This window comes from Acinetobacter sp. F-1 (assembly GCF_022869025.1).
GTDB classification, from domain to species: Bacteria; Pseudomonadota; Gammaproteobacteria; order Pseudomonadales; family Moraxellaceae; genus Acinetobacter; species Acinetobacter pseudolwoffii.
Genome location: NZ_JAJKFX010000016.1, coordinates 15,426 through 36,123, shown reverse-complemented (window position 1 = coordinate 36,123; position 20,698 = coordinate 15,426). Strand labels below are relative to the sequence as shown.

Sequence of the window (20,698 nt, the reverse complement as noted above, 5' to 3'; positions counted from 1 at the left end):
TTTTAAAATTAATTGAACACAAGATACGGGAAAATTTAGGGTAGATCAATATTGACATTTAGCTAAATATTTTTCTTAAGTTTTGCTTTAATCCTTGTAAAAATATCGCTATTTTTATTGATTTTTGTATAAGCCTTATCAGGCAAGGCATAGCATAACAAAGTCCCGGGAAAGTGCTTATAGATAACATTGTGGATAACTAAAAAGTGCTGAATCAAGCAGTCATATTTTGTTCATGTAATAGTTGTGTAAATCACAAATCAGATCTAAATCACTGTTTCAAGCATAGTTGCCCAAAAAATGCACGATAAAATATTACAAAATGCTATCTTGATGTATCAGTTTGGTGAACGCTATCTTGTTTACAATGTAAACGTGTGTATATTGCAAGCATATTAAAAACGTATCTATTGGATTTCAAAAGGATACGCCTATAGCGTAGATCCACCAAATAAGGGGCAATACATGAGCCAAGAAGAAAAGTTACCCAAGATTTTAATTGTTGAAGATGATGAGCGTCTTGCTCGTTTAACGCAAGAATACCTCATTCGTAATGGACTTGAGGTTGGGGTGGAGCCGGATGGTAACCGTGCCATTCGCCGGATTATCGCTGAGCAGCCAGATATGGTGGTGCTGGATGTGATGTTACCAGGAGCGGATGGTTTGACCATTTGTCGTGAAGTGCGCCCGCATTATCATCAACCGATCTTGATGTTGACTGCGCGTACTGAGGACATGGATCAGGTCTTGGGTCTGGAAATGGGTGCCGATGACTATGTCGCTAAACCGGTACAACCACGTGTATTGCTGGCACGTATTCGTGCATTACTGCGTCGTACGGACAAGGTGCCTGAAGATGAAGTGGCACAGCGTATCGAATTTGATGATCTGGTCATCGACAATGGTGGTCGTTCAGTTACTTTAAATGGTGATCTGGTTGATTTTACCAGTGCGGAATATGACCTGTTGTGGTTGCTTGCATCAAATGCTGGCCGTATTCTTTCCCGCGAAGATATTTTCGAGCGTTTACGTGGCATCGAATATGATGGTCAGGATCGTTCAATCGATGTGCGTATTTCGCGTATCCGTCCAAAAATTGGTGACGATCCAGAGAATCCGAAGCGTATTAAAACCGTGCGTAGTAAAGGTTATCTATTCGTTAAAGAAACTAATGGTATTTAAGCAAATGTACGTTGTTGCTTGAACGAGCAGGATAAACTATAGGTGTTTAAACACAGTATATTTTTGCGTATATACGCAGGACTCGTCATCCTTGTCGTGTTGGTGGCTGTGTTCGGCTATCTGTTGGTACAGATTATCAACTATCAGCGTGCGCAAGAATATCGTGAGTCTCTGACTGATGGTATGGCCTATATCATCAGTGAGGGTGTCGCGCGCCAGCCAAATCTTCAGCAAAAGATGGATTGGGTTTCCGATGCTTCTGATTTGCTGGAATTGCCAATTCACTATGTAGAAGCCAGTAAGGTGGATATCACCCGTGCTGAAGGTCGCCGTATTGCAGATCGTAAAGCCGTGGTGCGCTGGGATGCCAAAACCGGCATTGCCTATATTGTGGTGGGGCTGCGCGATGACCCGAATCATTACCTGTATATAAAGGCCGACAGTATTACCGAGCGCCAGATGAAGGCGCTGCCGGTCTTTATTCTGGATTATCTGGTCTATTATCCGGGTCAGGAAAAAGAATATCTGTCCGCTATTCAGGATCATTTTTCTTATCCGGTATCGATTGAAAACGTACAGAGCTTACCTTTAGATTCCGAGCAGATCGGGCGCTTGCGTCTTGATCACAGCATCATTTTGTATCGGGATAGTGCCTCAATCCGTGGCACCACCATTTCAATTATTTCGCCAATTCCAGGTTCGACCTCACAAGTCTTGGTGATGGGGCCGGTGCCATTGTTTAACTGGATGCCATTCCAGTTGGCCACCGGTATTACTTTATTGAGCCTGTTTGTGCTGAGTCTGGGGGTGTATGGTTTGCTGGTGCCGATGCAGCGCAAGTTGCGTGAAGTCAGCTATGCCTTAAACAAAATGAAAACCGGTAATATGTCATTGCGTCTTCCTGTCGAAGGAAGTGACGAAATGGCAACGCTGGCCTCTAGCTTTAACAATATGTCTGATCATATTCAGCGCCTGATTGAAGCCCAGCGTGAATTGATGCGTGCGGTTTCACATGAACTTCGTACACCAGTAGCACGGATTCGTTTTGGTGTGGAAATGATGGCAGATGAAGATGATTACGATTATCGTCTGCAACAGGTCGAACAGATTGATAAAGATATTGAAGCGCTGAATACCCTGATTGACGAGATCATGACCTATGCCAAGCTAGAACAGGGCATGCCTTCGATCGAGTTTGAAAAGGTCAATCTGTTTGAAGTGCTGAATCAGGTAGCTCTGGAAACTGAAGCATTAAAAACCCAGAAAATCATTGAGCTACATTCAATGCCTGATGTGGTGGTTGAGGCAGAACGCCGTTATCTGCATCGCGTAATTCAGAATCTGGTCGGCAATGCGGTGCGTTATTGCGACAATAAGGTGCTGATCAGTGGTGGTCTGGATCAGGATGGTCAGGCCTATGTCTCTGTTGAAGATGATGGTCCTGGCATTCCGGAAGTGGATCGTGCCCGGGTCTTTGAAGCCTTTGCCCGGCTGGATGACAGCCGTACCCGTGCTTCGGGTGGTTATGGTTTGGGTTTATCCATTGTTAGCCGGATTGCGTACTGGTTTGGTGGCAAGATTCATGTGGATCAAAGTCCGAGCTTGGGTGGTGCGCGCTTTATCATGAGTTGGCCTGCACAGCGTTATGTAAAGAAGAGCAAGCGCAAGTTGGCAGAAAAGACTGAGGAAATCAGTGATCATTCAGCTTGATGTTATATAAATGCTTTTGAGTTATAAAAAAACGATGCCTGAGCATCGTTTTTTTTATTGGGGAAGAATTTTATTCCTGAATGGTGGCATCCGGCTCAATCAATGGTTTGCCTTCTTTTAGGCCATGCAGGGCTTCAGGATTGAAGTCGATCATTAGCTTGGTATTTTTTCCATCAATGCTATAGCGCTGGATCAGCCTCTGATCACCAGATAAAGTTTCGACTTTGTATTCATCGGCAATATTCATGATGCCATCCAGATTAATGCTGGAAGAGGCATGATCCTCTTGAAACAGTGCATGAATATCGCGCAAGTCAAAAGCGACCTGACTCATATTGGGGTGTTTCTGAACATAATCTTGGATATGTCGCACCAGTAACTGGGCAAATAAAAAATAATTCGGCTTATGCGAGAAGCGTAGAGACATGCAAGGACTCCTTATTGTTACTTTATTAATGTCATTATGTGGCTTAGAAATACAAATAACATATTCTGAATCAGTCTGTTGGGTGTGTTGCAAAAAGATACAATTGCTTGCCTTGAGTGAGGCTGGGCTTAAAGTGCTTTAATCCAAGTTAAAATGTGAAAATCATGTTAAATATCAAATTAAATCAAAAACTTTATACGCTGAAAGTTATGGATAGAATAAGTTTTTGTCTGATTTTTCTTTGCTTTGGCCGTGAAAGGGGCTATATCTAAGCCAGAGGCCAAGCAAGAATGATCTGAAATGGATTTATTTTTCAGGAATGCTGTTTATAGAAAAATTAATAGAAAATTAAAACTTAATCCAATAAAACGATTAAATCGGATGTTGAGAGATCAAACGCAAATTAAATGCTGAAATGCCTAAAAAATCATCCCAAAGACTAAGGCTTATAAACTAGCAAGTGAAATCCAAAATCAGGTACAATTGGCGGGATTAATTTTGTGTTTGGTGTATTTGAAGGCCAATACATACATTCTTTGTTAACAAATAGGCCTGCCAGGAGTTATCCCCGCATGAGTGCTATTACTCCATACGAATGGGCAATTATTGCCTTCGTGATCGGCGTTACATTTTTATGCGTCTTTATGCTGACCGTCCCATTACTCCTCGGGGGTAAATCATGGGGCCGTGCCAAGCAGGAGCAGTTTGAGTCAGGTGTTGTTGGTGCAGGTGGGGCTCGTATCCGCTTGTCTGCAAAGTTCTATTTAGTTGCAATTTTCTTCGTGGTGTTTGATTTAGAAGCACTTTATCTATATGCATGGGCGGTTTCTGTTCGTGAAGTAGGTTGGATTGGTTTTGCAACTGCAGCTATCTTTATTTTAGTTTTACTTGTTGGTTTGGTTTACGAATTATCCACAGGCGCACTCAACTGGGCACCTTCAGACAAACGTAAAGCCGCAGGAATTAAAGCTAAGATTGGTTCGCCAAATATGGATCTAGCAGAAATTACGCGCTTTAACTCAATTGAAGAATTGGTAATCGACCCTACAGGTCAAATCCCAGCTCAATCCTCTGGTCGTGTGAAAAGCTCACCGGCTAAATCATCTGATAAGGAGTAAGACGGGATGAAATATACATTAACCCGTGCGAATCCGGATGCTGATCAATATCCACTTCAAGAGCGTATCCTTGTAGAAGATCCGTTACTTGAAGAAGAAGTGAATAAGAATGTATTCATGACTCGTTTAGAGGATGTGGTACATACAGCAGTCAACTGGGGTCGTAAAAACTCAGTTTGGCCGTTTAACTTTGGTACATCATGCTGCTATGTAGAGTATGCGACGACCTTAACCGGTGTGCATGACTTGTCACGTTTTGGTGCCGAGGTGATTCGTGCTTCACCGCGTCAGGCGGATTTAATGATTGTGGCGGGTACCTGCTTTGTGAAAATGGCGCCTGTCATTCAACGTTTGTATGAACAGATGCTTGAACCGAAATGGGTCATTTCAATGGGGGCATGTGCCAACTCAGGTGGGATGTACGACATTTATTCAGTGGTACAAGGTGTGGATAAAATCATCCCGGTCGATGTTTATGTTCCCGGCTGCCCACCACGTCCTGAAGCTTTGATTCAGGCATTAATGCTGTTGCAAGACCAGATTCAACTCGAGCGTCGTCCGCTTTCTGCGGTGATCGGTGATGATCTTAAGCCAGTGTATAAGCCAAAGATGATGCCGGAACGTGACCGTAAGAAAGATCAGCGTGTTGCTGTGAAGAACTTGCGCTCTATGGATGAAATTAAATAATTTAAACGACTGGTCTTTTTTGCTGCACCCGCTATGGGTGTAATTGTCGTTTAGGTTGACTGAATTTGTATTAAATAGGAAGCCAAGCCAATGGCTGAAACTGACATTGCTATGCCAGAATCAACACCAGTTGATTCACGCCCAGCATTTGCCATCATTGAAGAACTCAAAACCAAATTTGGTGAGAACTTCTATGTGCAAACGACTTTCGAGGATTTCCCGACAGTCTGGGTTGAGCGCGCACGTGTACAAGAAGTTTTAATGTTCTTGCGTACAGTATCACGTCCTTACGTGATGTTGTTCGACTTGTCTGCGGTAGATGAGCGTCTGCGTACGCACCGCGACGGTTTACCTGCGTCTGACTTCACAGTGTTCTACCACTTGTTGTCGCTCGAGCGTAATACTGACATTCGTATTAAGGTTGCCTTAGCTGAAAGTGATCTGAATCTTCCGACGGCAACCAACATCTGGCCAAATGCCAACTGGTACGAACGTGAAGCTTACGATATGTTTGGGATCAATTTCGAAGGGCATCCAATGCTCCGTCGTATCTTGTTGCCAACCTATTGGGAAGGTCATCCGCTACGTAAAGAATATTCTGCACGTGCGACTGAATATACCCCGTATTTGCAAGACAAGGCCAAGCAGGACTACGAACAGGAACATCTGCGTTTCGTGCCTGAAGATTGGGGTATGAAGCGCGGTAATGCCGATGAAGACTTCATGTTCCTGAACTTGGGGCCTAACCATCCATCTGCGCACGGTGCATTCCGTGTGATTTTGCAGCTGGACGGCGAAGAAGTGAAAGACTGTGTGCCTGATATCGGTTATCACCACCGTGGTGTGGAAAAGATGGCTGAACGTCAAACCTGGCATTCATTCATTCCGTATACAGACCGTGTCGACTACTTGGGTGGTTGTGCACAAAACATGCCTTATGTGATGGGCGTGGAGCAAATGGCGGGCATTACTGTACCGGACCGTGCGCAATGTATCCGTGTGATGATGTCGGAATTGTTCCGTATCAATAACCACTTGTTGTTTATTGGTACTGCAATTCAGGATGCCGGCGGTATGACCCCAGTATTTTATATGTTCGCTGACCGTCAAAAGATTTATGACGCGATTGAAGCGATCACGGGTTACCGTATGCACCCAGCTTGGTTCCGTATTGGCGGTACTGCGCACGACCTTCCAAACAACTGGCAGCACCTCATTCGCGAAATCCTCGACTGGATGCCGAAGCGTATGAATGAATACTACACAGCTGCATTACGCAACTCTGTATTCATGGGTCGTACCCAAGGTGTAGCGCAATATGACGCTAAATCTGCATTGGCTTGGGGTGTAACCGGTACTGGTCTTCGTGCAACAGGTATTGACTTTGACGTTCGTAAATATCGTCCGTATAGCGGCTACGAAAATTACGATTTCGAGGTTCCTTTAGAGTACGAAGGCGATGCTTATGCACGTGTCATGGTTCACTTCCGTGAAATCGAAGAATCACTGAAAATCGTCAAGCAATGTCTAGACAACATGCCGTCTGGTGCGTACAAAGCAGACCATCCACTGGCTGTTCCACCACCAAAAGACAAGACATTACAAGATATTGAAACCTTGATTACGCACTTCTTAAGCGTATCTTGGGGTCCTGTAATGCCGGCAGGTGAAGCATCTGTGATGGCGGAAGTGGTGAAAGGTGCGTCGAACTACTACTTGACTTCAGATAAGTCAACCATGAGTTACCGTACCCGTATTCGTACACCAACCTTCACGCATTTACAGCAAATGCCTTCTGTGATTAACGGCAGCCTCATGTCTGACTTAATCATTTATTTAGCGACCATTGACGTCGTAATGGCTGACGTGGATCGCTAAGGGGTAAACGCATTATGATGATTTTGACTGATAAAAAGCCACGTGTGAACGTTGAAGGAATTTTGACTGCGGACGAAATTCACGATATCGAACATCACATGGGGCACTATCCATACCCACGTGCGGCGTGTCTGGACGCGCTAAAGTGTGTACAACGCCGTAATGGCTGGGTAGATGATGCGCAAATGAATGCCATCGCGCAAATGCTGAACATGAGCGTTGCAGATCTGGAAGGTGTGGCAACCTTCTATAACCGTATTTACCGTCAGCCAGTTGGGCGTCACGTAATTTTGTTATGTGATTCGATTGCGTGCTTCTTGATGGGTGCGGAAACTTTGGCAGAAGCATTCCAGCGCGAATTAGGCATTCAGTTTGGTCAAACGACTGCAGATGGTCGCTTTACCTTGCTGCCAATTTGCTGCCTGGGCAACTGTGACAAAGGCCCAACCTTAATGATTGATGAAGACACGCACGGTCTGGTTGAAGTGACTTCGGTGAAACAGCTGTTGGAGAAGTATGTATGAATACTGAACCAAAACCAATTTATGGCGACGGTAACCCGGAAACGCATCCACTCACATGGCGTTTAAGCAAACAAGCGAACGTACGTAATGCCGATGATTACGAAGCGCTCGAAGGTTATGCAGGCTTTAAAAAAGCCCTGTCGATGTCGCCTAAAGATGTATTGGACGTGGTGAAAGCGGCGACTGTTAAAGGTCGTGGTGGTGCAGGCTTCCCGGCAGGCATCAAATGGTCACTGATGGCGCCAAATGACAATTCAGGTCCACGTTACCTGATTTGTAATGCCGATGAGATGGAACCAGGTACCTTCAAAGACCGTTTGTTGATGGAAGATCTTCCACATCAACTGATCGAAGGGATGCTGATCGCGGGTTATACGCTTGAAGCAACCCATGGTTATATCTTTATCCGTGGCGAGTACATCGAAGCGGCTCAGTACTTAAATGAAGCGCTTGAGCAAGTTCGTGCCAAAGGTTACTTAGGGGATAACATCCTGGGTACCGGCTGGAACTTCGAGTTACACGTGCATACCGGTGCAGGTCGTTATATCTGTGGTGAAGAAACTGCATTGATTAACTCGCTTGAAGGCCGTCGTGCCAACCCGCGTACCAAACCGCCATTCCCGCAAGTTGCAGGTGCTTGGGGTCGTCCTACGATTGTCAACAACGTAGAGACCTACAACAACTTACCCGCCATCATGCTGCGTGGCCCTGAATGGTATATCGGCTTGTCTGCGGGCAAATCGAAAGATCCAGGTACCAAAATCTATGGTGCATCAGGTAAAGTGAAATTCCCGGGTCTATGGGAATTGCCTTTTGGTACGACTGCGCGTGAAGTGATTGAAGATCACGCGGGTGGTATGCGCGATGGCTTAACGCTGAAAGCATGGTTACCGGGTGGTGCATCAACGGACTTCCTGGCGGCCGAGCATATCGATCTTCCGATGGATGCGGAAAGCATCATGAAAGCCGGTTCTCGTTTGGGAACATGTCTGCTCATGGTGGTTGATGAAACCCAATGTATGGTTTCAGCAACACGTAACCTAGAAGAATTCTTTGCACGCGAATCATGTGGTTTCTGTACCCCTTGCCGTGATGGCTTGCCTTGGGCAGTGAAAGCGTTAAAAGCGCTGGAAAATGGCACAGGTAAACAGGAAGATATCGATCACTTACAAGAGTTAACGCGTAAGCTTTGGATCGGTAAGACTTTCTGTGCCCACGCACCGGGTGCAATGGAACCGCTCATGGGCGCACTCAAACATTTCCGTGGCGAATTTGAAGCGAAGGTGGTGAATGCCGCTGCTCAAGTTAGCTCCGTAGAACAAGCTTAAGGAATTCGACTATGGCTACAATTCATGTCGATGGCAAATCGTATGAAGTCAACGGCTCGGAAAACTTGCTACAAGCATGTTTGAGTCTTGGCATTGATATCCCATACTTTTGTTGGCATCCGTCCTTAGGTTCTGTCGGTTCTTGCCGTCAATGTGCCGTGACTCAATACGCGAATCCGGAAGATACCCGTGGTCGTTTGGTCATGTCATGTATGACGCCTGCATCTGACAATACCTACATCTCGATTGAAGACAAAGAAGCAAAAGATTTCCGTGCTTCGATTGTTGAATTCTTGATGACCAACCACCCGCACGACTGTCCGGTTTGTGAAGAGGGTGGTCACTGTCATTTACAAGATATGACCGTAATGACGCAGCATGACCGTCGTCGCTACCGTTTCACCAAACGTACCCATTACAACCAAGAGCTTGGCTCATTCATTTCTCACGAAATGAACCGTTGTATCGCCTGTTACCGTTGTGTGCGTTATTACAAAGACTATGCAGGTGGTACGGACTTCGGCGTGTATGCCAACGCATCACGTGTGTATTTCGGTCGTCCGGAATCAGGCACTTTAGAATCTGAATTCTCGGGTAACCTGACTGAAGTTTGTCCAACAGGTGTATTTACCGATAAAACTCATTCGGCACGTTATAACCGTAAATGGGACATGCAATATGCGCCAAGCGTATGCCAAGGCTGTTCTTCAGGTTGTAACATCTCTCCGGGTGAGCGTTATGGTGAACTTCGCCGTGTCGAAAACCGTTTCAATGGTGAAGTTAACCAATACTTCCTATGCGATAAAGGCCGTTTCGGTACAGGTTATGTGAACCGCGAAGACCGTCCGCGTCAACCACAATTCCGTAAAGGTGCGACTGTAGAAACTGTTTCAGTAGATGCAGCACTTGATACGGTCATTGCAAATATCCAGGACAAAAAAGTTCTGGGGATTGGTTCACCGCGTGCATCACTTGAATCAAACTTCGCGCTGCGTGAGTTGGTGGGTCAAGAGAACTTCTCAACAGGTTTATCTCAAAAAGAGCAAAATCTGGTTGAACTTGCAGCTTCAATCATGCAAACCGAGGGTGTTTACAACCCGAATATGCGTGAAATTGAAAGCTATGATGCAGTTTTGATCTTAGGTGAAGACTTAACCCAAACTGCGCCTCGTATGGCTTTATCTGTTCGCCAAGCTGCGAAAAATAAAGGCAAAGAGATGGCAGCGGAACGTCGTACCCAGGAATGGCTGGCTGAGCCGGTACAACGTATTGCTCAAGATGCGAAATCTCCGATTTACATCCTGGCTGCGACACAAACCCGTTTGTCTGACGTAGCGGAAGGCGAAGTGGTTGCTTCTCCAAACGACATCGCGCGTTTAGGTTTTGCTGTTGCTGCGGGCGTGAAGGGTGAAGCAATTCTCGGTTTAGATGACGATGCGAAAGCATTTGCACAAACGATTGCCGACACCTTAAAAGCTGCGAAAAAACCATTGATCATCTCGGGTACCAGCTTACAAGATGCATCAATCATGGAAGCTGCTGCACAAGTTGCACAAAATCTGGGTAATGCAGGCTTGACCTTGACAGTTCCTGAAGTGAACTCGATGGGTATGGCAATCTTCGGTGGTCAAAGCTTAGAGCAAGCCTTTGCACAAGATTATGATGCAGTGATCGTGGTTGAAAACGATCTGTATCGTCGTCTACCTGCTGCACAAGTGGATGCTGCACTTTCAGGCAAAGACGTGATTGTTTTAGATCACTCTGAAACTGAAACAGTGAAAAAAGCCGACATCGTGCTTTCTGCTGCAAGCTTTGCTGAAGGTGATGGTACGGTGGTATCGCAAGAAGGCCGTGCACAACGTTTCTACCAAGTGTATGACCCGAGCTACTACAATCCTGAATTGGCAATCAAAGAATCTTGGCGCTGGTTACACGCTCTGGAAACAGGCGTGAAAGGCAAAGCGATTTCTTGGACGTTGCTGGATGATGTGATCGAGTCAGTTGCGAAAAACGTACCTGCTTTAGACGGTATTTTGGATGTAGCACCAGATGCGGGCTTCCGTGTCCATGGTCTTAAAGTGGCACGTGAACCACGTCGTTACTCAGGTCGTACTTCGATGCGCGCGCCATTGTCTGTCCATGAGCCAAAACAGCCAGTGGACAAAGACTCTGCATTAACCTTCTCGATGGAAGGTTATGTCGGAACTCAAACACCTTCAGCACTGGTACCATTTGCATGGTCTGCCGGCTGGAACTCGCCGCAAGCCTGGAACAAATTCCAGGACAATGTCGGCGGTCATTTGAAAGGTGGTGATTCAGGCGTTCGTTTATTCGACCGTTTGGCAAAACTTCCGGCACGTACCTTTGTTGCACCGGCACCTGTTTTGGTTAATGCTGAAAGCTTCCGCCTAGTTCCAATGCACCATATCTTTGGTTCAGGTGAATTCACCGTAAAAACACCGGCGATGGAAACACGTATTCCTGAAGCGGTATTTGCGGTCGGTGAACAGGATGCAGCCCGCTTGAATGTTCAAAATGGTCAAACAATGACAGTAAAAGCAGGCGAGACCTCTATTGTTCTGCCTGTACAAGTCATTGAATACTTACCGACAGGTTATATTGGCTACCCAATCGGTCTTGCACCGACGGTATCTCTGGCAGAGCCTGTTTCAGTCGCGGTAGGAGTGTAATTCATGGAACAAGAATTAATCCGTCAAACGCCGCTGTGGGCTGAAAACTGGCCAATTGCCTATTCAGTCATTCAAGCGATCGTGATCTTGCTGGTTGTAGTACTGATCGCTGCGTTGATGTCTTTTATTGAACGCCGTTTACTCGGCTTGTGGCAAGACCGTTACGGTCCGAACCGTGTCGGTCCGGGCGGTATGTTCCAGATTGTTGCCGACATGCTGAAAATCATGTTCAAGGAAGACTGGACACCAAAATTTGCTGACAAACTGACTTTCCGTATGGCGCCAGCAGTTGCGATGGCAACTGCGGTGCTGTCGTTCATGGTTATTCCTGTTTCACCTTATCTAGGTGTGGCAGACATGAGCATCGGCCTGTTGTTCTTTATGGCAATGGCAGGTATTGCAGTCTATGCAGTACTGTTCGGTGGCTGGTCATCCAACAACAAATACGCCTTACTCGGTGGTTTACGTTCTGCGGCTCAGACCATTTCTTATGAAGTGTTCCTGGGGATCTCGCTGATGGGGGTGGTGGCAATTGCCGGCTCATTCAACATGCGTGAAATCGTTGAAGCACAACGTGATGTCTGGTTCGTGGTGCCTCAGTTCCTTGGCTTCCTGATCTTCGTGGTTGCGGGTGTTGCGGTGACGCATCGTCATCCATTTGACCAACCAGAAGCAGAACAAGAACTGGCTGAAGGTTACCATGTCGAATACGGCGGCATGAAGTGGGGGATGTTCTTCGTTGCGGAATACGTCAACGTAGTACTGATCTCTGCTTTAATCGTGACGTTATTCTTCGGTGGCTGGCTCGCGCCATTCAACCTTGAAATTCCGTTCCTTCCAGCAGCATTCTGGTTCATTATCAAAACAGCATTCTTTGTAATGATGTTCGTGTTGGCACGTGGTTCATTAATGCGTCCACGTTATGATCAGGTAATGAACTTTGGTTGGAAAATTTGCTTGCCATTAGCTCTAGTCAACCTGTTGGTGACTGGTGCCGTGATCTTGTGGTAAGGGCAGGGAGAACAAAATGTTTAAATTTCTAGCTGGATTTGGATCGATTGTTCGTTCGCTTTGGATGGTGTTTAGCCATGTAACGCGTAAACGTGACACGATTTTATATCCAGAAGTGCCGGCCGAAGAAATCGTGCCACCACGTTTCCGTGGTCGTATTGTATTAACGCGTGACCCTGATGGCGAAGAGCGTTGTGTCGCATGTAACCTGTGTGCGGTTGCCTGTCCGGTAGGCTGTATCTCATTACAAAAAGCAGAACGTGAAGATGGTCGCTGGTATCCGGAGTTTTTCCGTATCAACTTCTCACGTTGTATTTTCTGCGGTATGTGTGAAGAAGCCTGTCCAACCACAGCCATTCAAATGACCCCGGATTTCGAACTCGGTGAATATGTTCGTCAAGACCTGGTCTATGAAAAAGAACACTTGCTGATTTCAGGTCCTGGTAAATATCCTGACTATAACTTCTACCGTGTCACCGGTATGGCAGTTGCAGGCAAGGACAAAGGTCAAGCACAGCGTGAAAGTGCACCTGTTGATGTACGGAGTCTATTACCATGATGTGGCCATTTTATTTAATGGCCCTTGTGGCCATTGTCTCTACGGTTCGCGTGGTGACTAACGCGAATCCGGTACATGCTTTATTAAGCCTGATTGTATCCTTGCTTGCTGTTGCAGGCATGTTCATGATCGTTGGTGCGCCGTTCGCGGCTGCCCTCGAAATTATTGTCTATGCTGGCGCGATCATGGTGTTGTTCGTGTTCGTGGTGATGATGCTGAATCTGGGTGAACAAACCGTTGAACAAGAACGTAAATGGTTAACTTCATCGGCGTGGGCTTATCCGGCGCTGATGAGCTTCCTGATCGGTCTGGTACTGGTATGGGTATTAAACTCTGATTACGCACAGCCTTCACTGGTAATGGGTGTGGAAATGGTGGGCCCGAAAGCCGTGGGTCAAGCACTCTTTACGCAGTACTTGTTGTTGGTTGAAGTTGCCGCGATGTTATTGCTTGCTGCATTAGTAGCTGCATTCCATTTGGGTAAACGTGAGCCAGATGCAGAAGAGGAAAAAGAATAATGGGCAACATCCCTTTAGAGCATGGTTTGATCGTTGCATCTATTCTCTTTGCACTGGGTTTTTACGGTGTAATGGTGCGACGCAACCTACTATTTATTTTAATGAGCCTTGAAATCATGATGAACGCTGCTGCTTTGGCGTTCGTCCTGGCGGGCAGTGCATGGGCACAGCCAGATGGTCAGATCATGTTCATCCTGATCCTGACGCTTGCTGCGGCAGAGGCTTGTATTGGTCTTGCGATCGTCCTTCAGTTCTATCATCGCTTCCATCACCTGGATGTGGATGCTGCTAGTGAGATGCGCGGATGAGTTATTTATATCTAACAATTTTATTTCCGCTCATTGGTTTTGTCCTGTTAGCGGCGGGGCGCAACAAGCTTCCTGAAAATGTTGCAGCGATAATTGGTGTTGGTGCTGTTGGTTTATCGGCACTGTTTGCACTGATTGCAGGTCTGGACTTTGTTAACAATGGTAAAGAACTCTATGTTCAGCACCTGTGGACCTGGTTCAATGTCGGTGGTTTTGCACCGGGCATCAGCTTGCAGCTCGACGGTTTGTCTTTACTGATGCTGGGCATGGTGACAGGTGTGGGTTTCTTAATTCACATCTTTGCTTCATGGTACATGCGCGGTGAAGAAGACTTTGCACGTTTCTTCTCTTACTTCAACCTGTTCGTTGCAAGCATGTTGCTTCTCGTGCTTGGCGATAACTTGGCGTTATTGTTCTTAGGTTGGGAAGGTGTAGGTCTGTGTTCATACCTGCTGATTGGTTATTACTACCAGAACCCTGCAAATGGTCTGGCGGCAATCAAGGCGTTTACTGTTACCCGTATCGGTGACGTATTCCTGCTGATTGCCATGTTCCTGATCTTCCAGCAATTCGGTACTTTGAACATTCAGTACATCGTTGAAAATGCAGCGACTGTAATGACGCAAAGTTCTTCGCTGACCATCTGGACAGCATTGTTATTGTTCTTGGGTGCGGCAGGTAAATCTGCACAGATCCCATTACAAACATGGTTGGCCGATGCAATGGCAGGTCCAACACCTGTTTCTGCATTGATCCATGCTGCAACCATGGTAACGGCGGGTGTTTACCTGTGCTGCCGTCTGTTTGCAGTCTTTGAACTTGCGCCAGAAGTGATGGTGTTTATTTCGATCACAGGTGCGGTGACCTTGCTTGTGGCTGGTTTTGCTGCATTGGTTCAGACCGACATCAAACGTATTCTGGCTTACTCAACCATGAGTCAGCTCGGTTATATGTTTATGGCAGTAGGTGCTGAAGCATACCAGGCGGGTCTATTCCACATGCTGACTCACGCATTCTTCAAGGCACTCTTGTTCTTGTCGTCTGGTGCGGTAATTTTGGCTTACCATCACGAACAAAACATCTTCAAGATGGGCGGTTTGTTCTACAAGAACAAATTCCTGTTTGCATGTTTCGCGATTGGTGGCGGTGCCTTGGCAGCGATTCCATTCCTGACCATTGGTTTCTTCTCAAAAGACGCAATTCTTGCTGCAGTCTGGACGCAAAGTCATATTGCTGGTTTACCAGTGTATAACACGCTGTACTGGGTCGGTGTTGCAGGTGCTTTCTTAACCTCGATTTATACATTCCGTCTAATCTGGGTGGTATTCTTCGGCAAAGAAAACACGCCTTATCATGAAATCAAAGGTGCAACTTACTGGGCGCCACTGGCGATTCTTGCTGTCCTTTCGACAGGTCTGGCAATCGTACTGAAAGCACCCGTGATGAGCATTCTAGATGCAGCCCAAATTCCAGCCTTCATTATTCCTGAAGCGCTTGAAGCAGGTGCACATGGTGCTGAATACATCGCCATTGCTGTTGCATTGACGGGTCTTGTGGTCGGTGTGGTGCTGTTCGCTTTTGCTTACAATGCAGTCAAACGTTTTGCTGCCACTTCTGTAGGTGCGGGTCTGGTTAATATCTGCCGTAATGCATTAGGTTTCGACAAGCTTTATGACCTGATTTTCGTCAAGCCATATTTGCTGTTCGCTAAACTGTTCGGTCGTGATCCAATTGACGGCTTATGGCTGGTACTTCCTGCACTGGTCAAAAGTGGTCACAGCTTTACAAGTTCACGTCAAACCGGTTCACTGCGTGAATATGCATCTAGTATGGGGCTCGGTGTCGTTGTCCTACTGATGATCTTGATCGTGATTCAGGTCGTGGGGAAATAAAATGGAAGCTCCAAACAATATTATTTTGCCGGCTCTGATCCTCATTCCGTTCATTGCAGGTTTCATATGCTGGTTGGTCGATAAACTCGACCAACACTTGCCGCGTTATATCGCGCTAATCGGTATGCTGGTGACTTTGGTTTTGACTATCGTCCTTTGGCAGACTGGTACCTATAACTATGAATTAGGCGCTGCGACACCTTCGTGGGCTGCCGAATTCAAACTGCCTTGGATTCAGAGCCTTGGCATTAACATTCACTTAGCCGTGGATGGTTTATCACTTCTTATGGTTGGTTTGACTGCACTCCTGGGTGTGCTGGCAGTCGGCTGTTCATGGGGGGAGATTCAAAAGAACGTTGGTTTCTTCCACTTGAACCTTTTATGGTCTTTGGGTGGTGTGATCGGTGTATTCCTGGCGATTGACCTGTTCCTGTTCTTCTTCTTCTGGGAGATGATGCTGGTGCCGATCTACTTCCTGATTGCCCTTTGGGGTCATAAAGGGGCAGAAGGCAAGTCACGTGTTTATGCAGCAAACAAGTTCTTCATTTACACGCAGGTTGCCGGTTTGGTGATGCTGATTGGTATCCTGGGTCTGGTGACTGTAGGCTATACCATGACTGGCGAAATCCGTTTCGACTACAACTATTTATTAGGTGTGGCGAATACGCTTGACGCTCAGGTTCCAGCGCTTGCTTATGCATTCATGATCTGTTTATTCATCGGTTTTGCGGTAAAACTTCCAGTTTTCCCATTACACGGCTGGTTACCAGATGCGCATGCGCAAGCACCAACAGCGGGTTCTGTTGACCTTGCAGGTATCTTGATTAAAACTGCGGCGTACGGTTTATTGCGTTTCGTGATTCCGTTCTTCCCGGCAGCTTCGGCTCAGTTTGCAGATATCGCGATCATTCTGGGTTTAATCGGTATCTTCTACGGTGCTTGGTGTGCTTTCCAGCAAACCGACATGAAACGCTTACTGGCGTATACATCTATTTCCCACATGGGCTTTGTTTTACTTGCGATTTACGCAGGTAACATCCTGACCTTCCAGGGTCTGATGATCATGATGTTGGCACATGGTATTTCCTCTGCTGCACTGTTCATTATGTGTGGTCAGGTATATGAGCGTGTGCATACGCGTGACATGCGTTTGATGGGGGGGATGCGTGGTCAGTTCCCGTATCTTGCATTCTTCCTGATGTTCTTTGTTGCGGCGCTTGTCGGTATTCCAGGTCTGGGTAACTTCATTGGTGAGTTCCTGATCTTGATGGGTGCTTATGCACAATTCCCGGCGTTCACTATTCTTGCGGCAATCAGTCTGGTCTTTGCAGGTCTGTACGGTCTAATCCTGATTCACAAAGCCCTGTTTGGTGTGCCAAACGAAGCGCAAAAACAGCACTATACACATCCGTTAAAAGATCTGAATGTACGTGAAATCGCGTTATTGTTGATCTGTGCGTTTGGTCTACTTTGGCTTGGTCTATACCCACAAAGCTTCCTTGATGTGTCTAACTCAAGCATGGCGTGGTTAGCGAATAGCTACATTCCAGTTCAAGAAGTGGTTGAAGTTGCTGATCAGGTAACGACTCAACTTGAAAATGTGGAGATCCAATAAGCCATGAACTTCACAATGTCTTTTTCTGAGCTTATGCCGCTCGCACCTGTGATGATCGTGTCGTTAACTGCGATCGTCGTGATGTTGCTGACGGCAATCAAGCGTAACCATAATCTTGTTGCGACGACGACTGTTGTTGGTCTGAACTTAGCGGCGTTCTATATCATTTTCGTTCTGTTGGCAGGCACATTTGCACCTGCCAATGTGATGAATCTGTTCATCGTAGATCCATTTACGATGTTGTACCAGTTTGTGATTCTGATTGCTGCACTTGCCTGTAGTACCTTGTCACACGCGTATATCGAAACTTATAAAGATAACCGTGAAGAGCTGTATATCTTGATGTTGATATCCGTCGCGGGTGCAATGTTAATGGTGGCAAGCTCGCACTATGCATCATTCTTTATTAGCCTTGAGTTGATGTCGATTCCTGTATACGGCCTGTTGGCATATACACATCAACGTTCTCAATCGCTTGAAGCAGGTGTGAAATATCTGGTGCTTTCAGCAACTGCGTCTGCAATGCTGCTGATGGGTATGGCATATATTTATGCCTATACCGGTACTTTAAGTTTCGTTGCTGAACCGGGCAAACTGTTTACTGTATTCAGTCAGCCAGCTGTGGTAATTGGTCTGGCCTTAATTGTATTTGCTGTGGCATTTAAATTATCGTTGGCACCATTCCACAAATGGACACCAGACGTCTACGCAGGTGCACCAGCACCAATCGCGACTTTCCTTGCGACTGTGGCAAAAGTGGCGATGATTGGTCTGTTTGTTCGTTATGTTTTGTCTTCAGGTTTAATCCTGGCAGACAGCTTCGTAACGATCATTTCGCTTATTGCAGTATTGTCGATTCTTGCAGGTAACTTGCTGGCTGTTCGCCAAGTGAACCTGAAACGTATTCTGGCATACTCTTCAATTGCACACTTTGGTTATTTGCTGGTTGCCATCGTAAGTTCACGTAATACCGACTTCTTACAGGTTCAAGGTTTTGCGACTTTTGAAAGTGTAAACGTCTACGTGATTACCTATGTATTAACAACGATCGGTGCGTTCGGTGTCGTTACGCTGATGTCTAGTCCGTATAACAATACGGATGAAGCGGGTAGTCTGGCTGAATACCGTGGTCTGTTCTGGCGCCGTCCAGTATTGACTGCTGTATTGACAGTGATGATGCTGTCTCTTGCAGGTATTCCTTTAACTGCCGGCTTTATCGGTAAGTTCCTGGTAATTAAAACTGCGGTTGCAGGCGAAGCCTGGTTCCTGACTGCGATGGTCATCCTGGGTTCTGGTATCGGTCTGTACTACTACCTACGTGTGATGGTTGTGCTTTACATGACACCACCGGAAACACCACGTCTAGATGCGGTGAATCATTGGGGTCAAAAAGTCGGTGGTATCATGGTACTTCTTGCTGCGCTTGCGGTACTTGTGATCGGTGTCTACCCAGATCCAGTGATTGCAGTATCTAAATATGCATTCTTTGCCATGTCACCTGAATTGCAACAGTTCATTTTCACTTTGGTTCAAAGTGGTTTTAACTAATATCTGCAAAGATTGAAGTTATTACAAAAAAGCCTCCATGATTGGGGGCTTTTTTATTTATACAAATCAATAAAAGCCTTTATAATAGCGGAAATTTATCTTTAACCTTTTAGGTGTTCTCCCGTGGCAATCCATGAAATCCGTCATCCACTCATTCGACATAAGCTTGGTTTACTCCGTCGTGCAGATATCAGTACCAAGAATTTCCGTGAGTTAGCTCAAGAAGTGACCATGCTTCTGACTTATGAAGCAACTAAAGACCTGCCAATGGTTGAACATGACATTGATGGTTGGAATGGCGCTGTTACAGTTGACCGTATCGCGGGTAAAAAAATCACCGTTGTGCCAATTCTACGTGCCGGTATTGGCATGCTCGACGGTTTCCTGAACCTGATTCCAAGTGCAAAAGTATCGGTACTTGGTTTAGAGCGTGATGAAGAAACTCTGGAAGCACGTACCTATTATAAAAAACTGGTTCCAGACGTACAAAACCGTATCGCGATGATCATTGATCCAATGTTGGCAACAGGTTCTTCTTTAGTGGCTGCAATTGATGTACTGAAAGCCAGCGGCTGTAAAGACATTCGTGTGATGGTTTTGGTTGCTGCCCCAGAAGGCATTAAGCGTGTAGAAGCTACGCATCCGGATGTCGTGATTTTTACTGCTTCTATCGATAATGGCTTAAATGAAAATGGTTACATCGTTCCAGGTCTTGGCGATGCTGGCGATAAAATCTTTGGTTCAGTTCAAAAAGACTAATTTTTGAACAGGACGAAAAAAGAGGCTACTACAGCCTCTTTTTTATATAATGTAGATCGGGCATTTTCAGCATAGGATAACAGCATGAAAGATGAATTATATCAGGGCAAAATCAAACAGTACGACCCTGCAAAAGGTTTTGGTTTTATTGGTTCAGCTGAGGGAGATGTGTTCTTCCATATTTCAGACTTTCCTGCGGCAGAAGGCGAGCCAAAACGCAATGAACGTGTGAAATTTAATGTGGTAGAAAATGGCGATAAGTATAAAGCCATTAAGATTGAACGTGTTGAGGATACTTCAAAGAAAGCTAAAAAATCTAAGGTCGCTGCACATAACCAGTCAATTACTTCCGCATTACTATCAAATCTCAAGCGTTAATTAACCGTGAATTTGACTAAATGAAGAGGCGTTTTCGCCTCTTTTTTTATCTAAAAATTCATGAACTATAGTCTTACCTCAGGTTTTGTAACTTAAAGCTTATACTTCGTTACGCAAACAATAAAACGTCTACCAAAGCGCTACAATCATCTCTATTTCTTCTCACTTAAAATACTATCTGTTGATTTATAGGGATAAATGTCATGTTTAGGAATGGAAAAATTAAAACTTATGATTCCGAACGTGGTACAGGCAGCATTGAGTTAGCAGATGACGCTCAAGAACTAAGTTTTAGGCTACAGGATTTACCTTCACCTGAAATTGATCCTCAAATTGGAGAACTGCTTAAATTTAGAATGATTCCTCATCAGGAAACCATAATATTGGACAATATGGTACGCCTAGATGTCAAAGTACAGGACGAGTTTGTAGCGGAAGTTGTGGCATTACCATCTTTGGCACCCACAATATCTGTTCCGTTAAAGCGTTCAATTCTTTTTAGCCCAACGCTATGGTTGGCACTGGTATCCGCAGTTGGTTTTATAATTTTGGGTGAAGTATAAATT

General features: G+C 45.7%; 19 protein-coding genes. 18 read left to right on the top strand and 1 reads right to left on the bottom strand.

Annotated elements, in window-relative coordinates:
• Window positions 1-465: 465 nt before the first annotated feature.
• Both bfmR and bfmS read left to right on the top strand, forming a co-directional pair.
• On the top strand, window positions 466-1,182 hold the full coding sequence (bfmR, locus tag LOZ91_RS12890; protein ID WP_005097931.1) for a response regulator transcription factor BfmR: 717 nt from the start codon (window positions 466-468) through the stop codon (window positions 1,180-1,182).
• A 42-nt stretch (window positions 1,183-1,224) separates the two neighbouring features.
• Entirely contained in the window at window positions 1,225-2,892 is a 1,668-nt protein-coding gene (gene bfmS / locus LOZ91_RS12885) for a sensor histidine kinase BfmS (protein WP_005097929.1), read from the top strand.
• Between the two features lie 70 nt (window positions 2,893-2,962).
• Here the strand turns inward: bfmS and LOZ91_RS12880 are convergent, their stop codons facing one another.
• Window positions 2,963-3,319, bottom strand: coding sequence for a hypothetical protein (locus tag LOZ91_RS12880; protein WP_005097927.1), 357 nt, complete (start codon window positions 3,317-3,319; stop codon window positions 2,963-2,965).
• Between the two features lie 572 nt (window positions 3,320-3,891).
• Here LOZ91_RS12880 and ndhC point away from each other — a divergent pair.
• The 16 genes from ndhC (at window position 3,892) to LOZ91_RS12800 (ending at window position 20,695) form a co-directional block, all read left to right on the top strand.
• A complete protein-coding gene (gene ndhC, locus LOZ91_RS12875; protein ID WP_005097926.1) occupies window positions 3,892-4,437 on the top strand; it encodes an NADH-quinone oxidoreductase subunit A in 546 nt (181 codons plus the stop codon).
• A gap of 6 nt (window positions 4,438-4,443) precedes the next feature.
• Window positions 4,444-5,124: an NADH-quinone oxidoreductase subunit B gene (locus LOZ91_RS12870; RefSeq protein ID WP_005097925.1), complete on the top strand. Its 681-nt coding sequence runs from the start codon at window positions 4,444-4,446 to the stop codon at window positions 5,122-5,124.
• A 90-nt stretch (window positions 5,125-5,214) separates the two neighbouring features.
• Complete coding sequence (gene nuoC, locus LOZ91_RS12865; protein ID WP_005097924.1) at window positions 5,215-7,002, top strand: NADH-quinone oxidoreductase subunit C/D; 1,788 nt, start codon at window positions 5,215-5,217, stop codon at window positions 7,000-7,002.
• A 14-nt stretch (window positions 7,003-7,016) separates the two neighbouring features.
• The gene (nuoE, locus tag LOZ91_RS12860; protein WP_100358017.1) at window positions 7,017-7,526 is read left to right on the top strand and encodes an NADH-quinone oxidoreductase subunit NuoE; all 510 of its coding nucleotides are present in this window, start codon (window positions 7,017-7,019) and stop codon (window positions 7,524-7,526) included.
• Window positions 7,523-8,854 (top strand): NADH-quinone oxidoreductase subunit NuoF, encoded by a 1,332-nt coding sequence (gene nuoF, locus LOZ91_RS12855; protein WP_005097923.1) that lies wholly within the window; start codon window positions 7,523-7,525, stop codon window positions 8,852-8,854. The genes nuoE and nuoF overlap by 4 nt, the downstream gene beginning before the upstream one ends.
• Before the next feature lie 11 nt (window positions 8,855-8,865).
• Window positions 8,866-11,544: an NADH-quinone oxidoreductase subunit NuoG gene (gene nuoG / locus LOZ91_RS12850; RefSeq protein WP_074383463.1), complete on the top strand. Its 2,679-nt coding sequence runs from the start codon at window positions 8,866-8,868 to the stop codon at window positions 11,542-11,544.
• 3 nt (window positions 11,545-11,547) lie between these two features.
• The gene (gene nuoH / locus LOZ91_RS12845; protein WP_005097920.1) at window positions 11,548-12,555 is read left to right on the top strand and encodes an NADH-quinone oxidoreductase subunit NuoH; all 1,008 of its coding nucleotides are present in this window, start codon (window positions 11,548-11,550) and stop codon (window positions 12,553-12,555) included.
• 16 nt (window positions 12,556-12,571) lie between these two features.
• Window positions 12,572-13,114, top strand: a complete 543-nt coding sequence (gene nuoI / locus LOZ91_RS12840; protein WP_005097919.1) for an NADH-quinone oxidoreductase subunit NuoI — start codon at window positions 12,572-12,574, stop codon at window positions 13,112-13,114.
• Entirely contained in the window at window positions 13,114-13,632 is a 519-nt protein-coding gene (gene nuoJ, locus LOZ91_RS12835; RefSeq protein WP_171063341.1) for an NADH-quinone oxidoreductase subunit J, read from the top strand. Before nuoI ends, nuoJ begins: the two co-directional genes overlap by 1 nt.
• Window positions 13,632-13,940 (top strand): NADH-quinone oxidoreductase subunit NuoK, encoded by a 309-nt coding sequence (nuoK, locus tag LOZ91_RS12830; RefSeq protein ID WP_004280769.1) that lies wholly within the window; start codon window positions 13,632-13,634, stop codon window positions 13,938-13,940. The genes nuoJ and nuoK overlap by 1 nt, the downstream gene beginning before the upstream one ends.
• A complete protein-coding gene (gene nuoL, locus LOZ91_RS12825) occupies window positions 13,937-15,832 on the top strand; it encodes an NADH-quinone oxidoreductase subunit L (protein WP_005097915.1) in 1,896 nt (631 codons plus the stop codon). Before nuoK ends, nuoL begins: the two co-directional genes overlap by 4 nt.
• 1 nt (window position 15,833) lies before the next feature.
• Window positions 15,834-17,447 carry an NADH-quinone oxidoreductase subunit M gene (nuoM, locus tag LOZ91_RS12820; protein WP_244783335.1) on the top strand — a complete coding sequence of 538 codons (1,614 nt, stop codon included), beginning with the start codon at window positions 15,834-15,836 and terminating at the stop codon, window positions 17,445-17,447.
• 3 nt (window positions 17,448-17,450) lie between these two features.
• Window positions 17,451-18,995, top strand: a complete 1,545-nt coding sequence (gene nuoN, locus LOZ91_RS12815) for an NADH-quinone oxidoreductase subunit NuoN (RefSeq protein ID WP_244783334.1) — start codon at window positions 17,451-17,453, stop codon at window positions 18,993-18,995.
• Window positions 18,996-19,118: 123 nt separating this feature from the next.
• Window positions 19,119-19,754, top strand: coding sequence for a uracil phosphoribosyltransferase (upp, locus tag LOZ91_RS12810; protein WP_004280765.1), 636 nt, complete (start codon window positions 19,119-19,121; stop codon window positions 19,752-19,754).
• A gap of 84 nt (window positions 19,755-19,838) precedes the next feature.
• Window positions 19,839-20,132 carry a cold shock domain-containing protein gene (locus tag LOZ91_RS12805; RefSeq protein ID WP_005097911.1) on the top strand — a complete coding sequence of 98 codons (294 nt, stop codon included), beginning with the start codon at window positions 19,839-19,841 and terminating at the stop codon, window positions 20,130-20,132.
• 203 nt (window positions 20,133-20,335) lie between these two features.
• Window positions 20,336-20,695 (top strand): hypothetical protein, encoded by a 360-nt coding sequence (locus LOZ91_RS12800; RefSeq protein ID WP_005097909.1) that lies wholly within the window; start codon window positions 20,336-20,338, stop codon window positions 20,693-20,695.
• Window positions 20,696-20,698 lie beyond the last annotated feature (3 nt).

What these genes read in the sequence shown, in the direction of transcription:
- LOZ91_RS12800 (WP_005097909.1), top strand. Translation starts at nt 20,336, where the DNA reads ATGTTTAGGAATGGAAAAATTAAAACTTATGATTCCGAACGTGGTACA.
- LOZ91_RS12805 (WP_005097911.1), top strand. Translation starts at nt 19,839, where the DNA reads ATGAAAGATGAATTATATCAGGGCAAAATCAAACAGTACGACCCTGCA.
- nuoG (WP_074383463.1), top strand. Translation starts at nt 8,866, where the DNA reads ATGGCTACAATTCATGTCGATGGCAAATCGTATGAAGTCAACGGCTCG.
- nuoE (WP_100358017.1), top strand. Translation starts at nt 7,017, where the DNA reads ATGATGATTTTGACTGATAAAAAGCCACGTGTGAACGTTGAAGGAATT.
- LOZ91_RS12870 (WP_005097925.1), top strand. Translation starts at nt 4,444, where the DNA reads ATGAAATATACATTAACCCGTGCGAATCCGGATGCTGATCAATATCCA.
- nuoI (WP_005097919.1), top strand. Translation starts at nt 12,572, where the DNA reads ATGTTTAAATTTCTAGCTGGATTTGGATCGATTGTTCGTTCGCTTTGG.
- nuoF (WP_005097923.1), top strand. Translation starts at nt 7,523, where the DNA reads ATGAATACTGAACCAAAACCAATTTATGGCGACGGTAACCCGGAAACG.
- nuoJ (WP_171063341.1), top strand. Translation starts at nt 13,114, where the DNA reads ATGTGGCCATTTTATTTAATGGCCCTTGTGGCCATTGTCTCTACGGTT.
- bfmR (WP_005097931.1), top strand. Translation starts at nt 466, where the DNA reads ATGAGCCAAGAAGAAAAGTTACCCAAGATTTTAATTGTTGAAGATGAT.
- LOZ91_RS12880 (WP_005097927.1), bottom strand. Translation starts at nt 3,319, where the DNA reads ATGTCTCTACGCTTCTCGCATAAGCCGAATTATTTTTTATTTGCCCAG.
- ndhC (WP_005097926.1), top strand. Translation starts at nt 3,892, where the DNA reads ATGAGTGCTATTACTCCATACGAATGGGCAATTATTGCCTTCGTGATC.
- nuoH (WP_005097920.1), top strand. Translation starts at nt 11,548, where the DNA reads ATGGAACAAGAATTAATCCGTCAAACGCCGCTGTGGGCTGAAAACTGG.
- nuoC (WP_005097924.1), top strand. Translation starts at nt 5,215, where the DNA reads ATGGCTGAAACTGACATTGCTATGCCAGAATCAACACCAGTTGATTCA.
- nuoM (WP_244783335.1), top strand. Translation starts at nt 15,834, where the DNA reads ATGGAAGCTCCAAACAATATTATTTTGCCGGCTCTGATCCTCATTCCG.
- nuoN (WP_244783334.1), top strand. Translation starts at nt 17,451, where the DNA reads ATGAACTTCACAATGTCTTTTTCTGAGCTTATGCCGCTCGCACCTGTG.
- nuoK (WP_004280769.1), top strand. Translation starts at nt 13,632, where the DNA reads ATGGGCAACATCCCTTTAGAGCATGGTTTGATCGTTGCATCTATTCTC.
- nuoL (WP_005097915.1), top strand. Translation starts at nt 13,937, where the DNA reads ATGAGTTATTTATATCTAACAATTTTATTTCCGCTCATTGGTTTTGTC.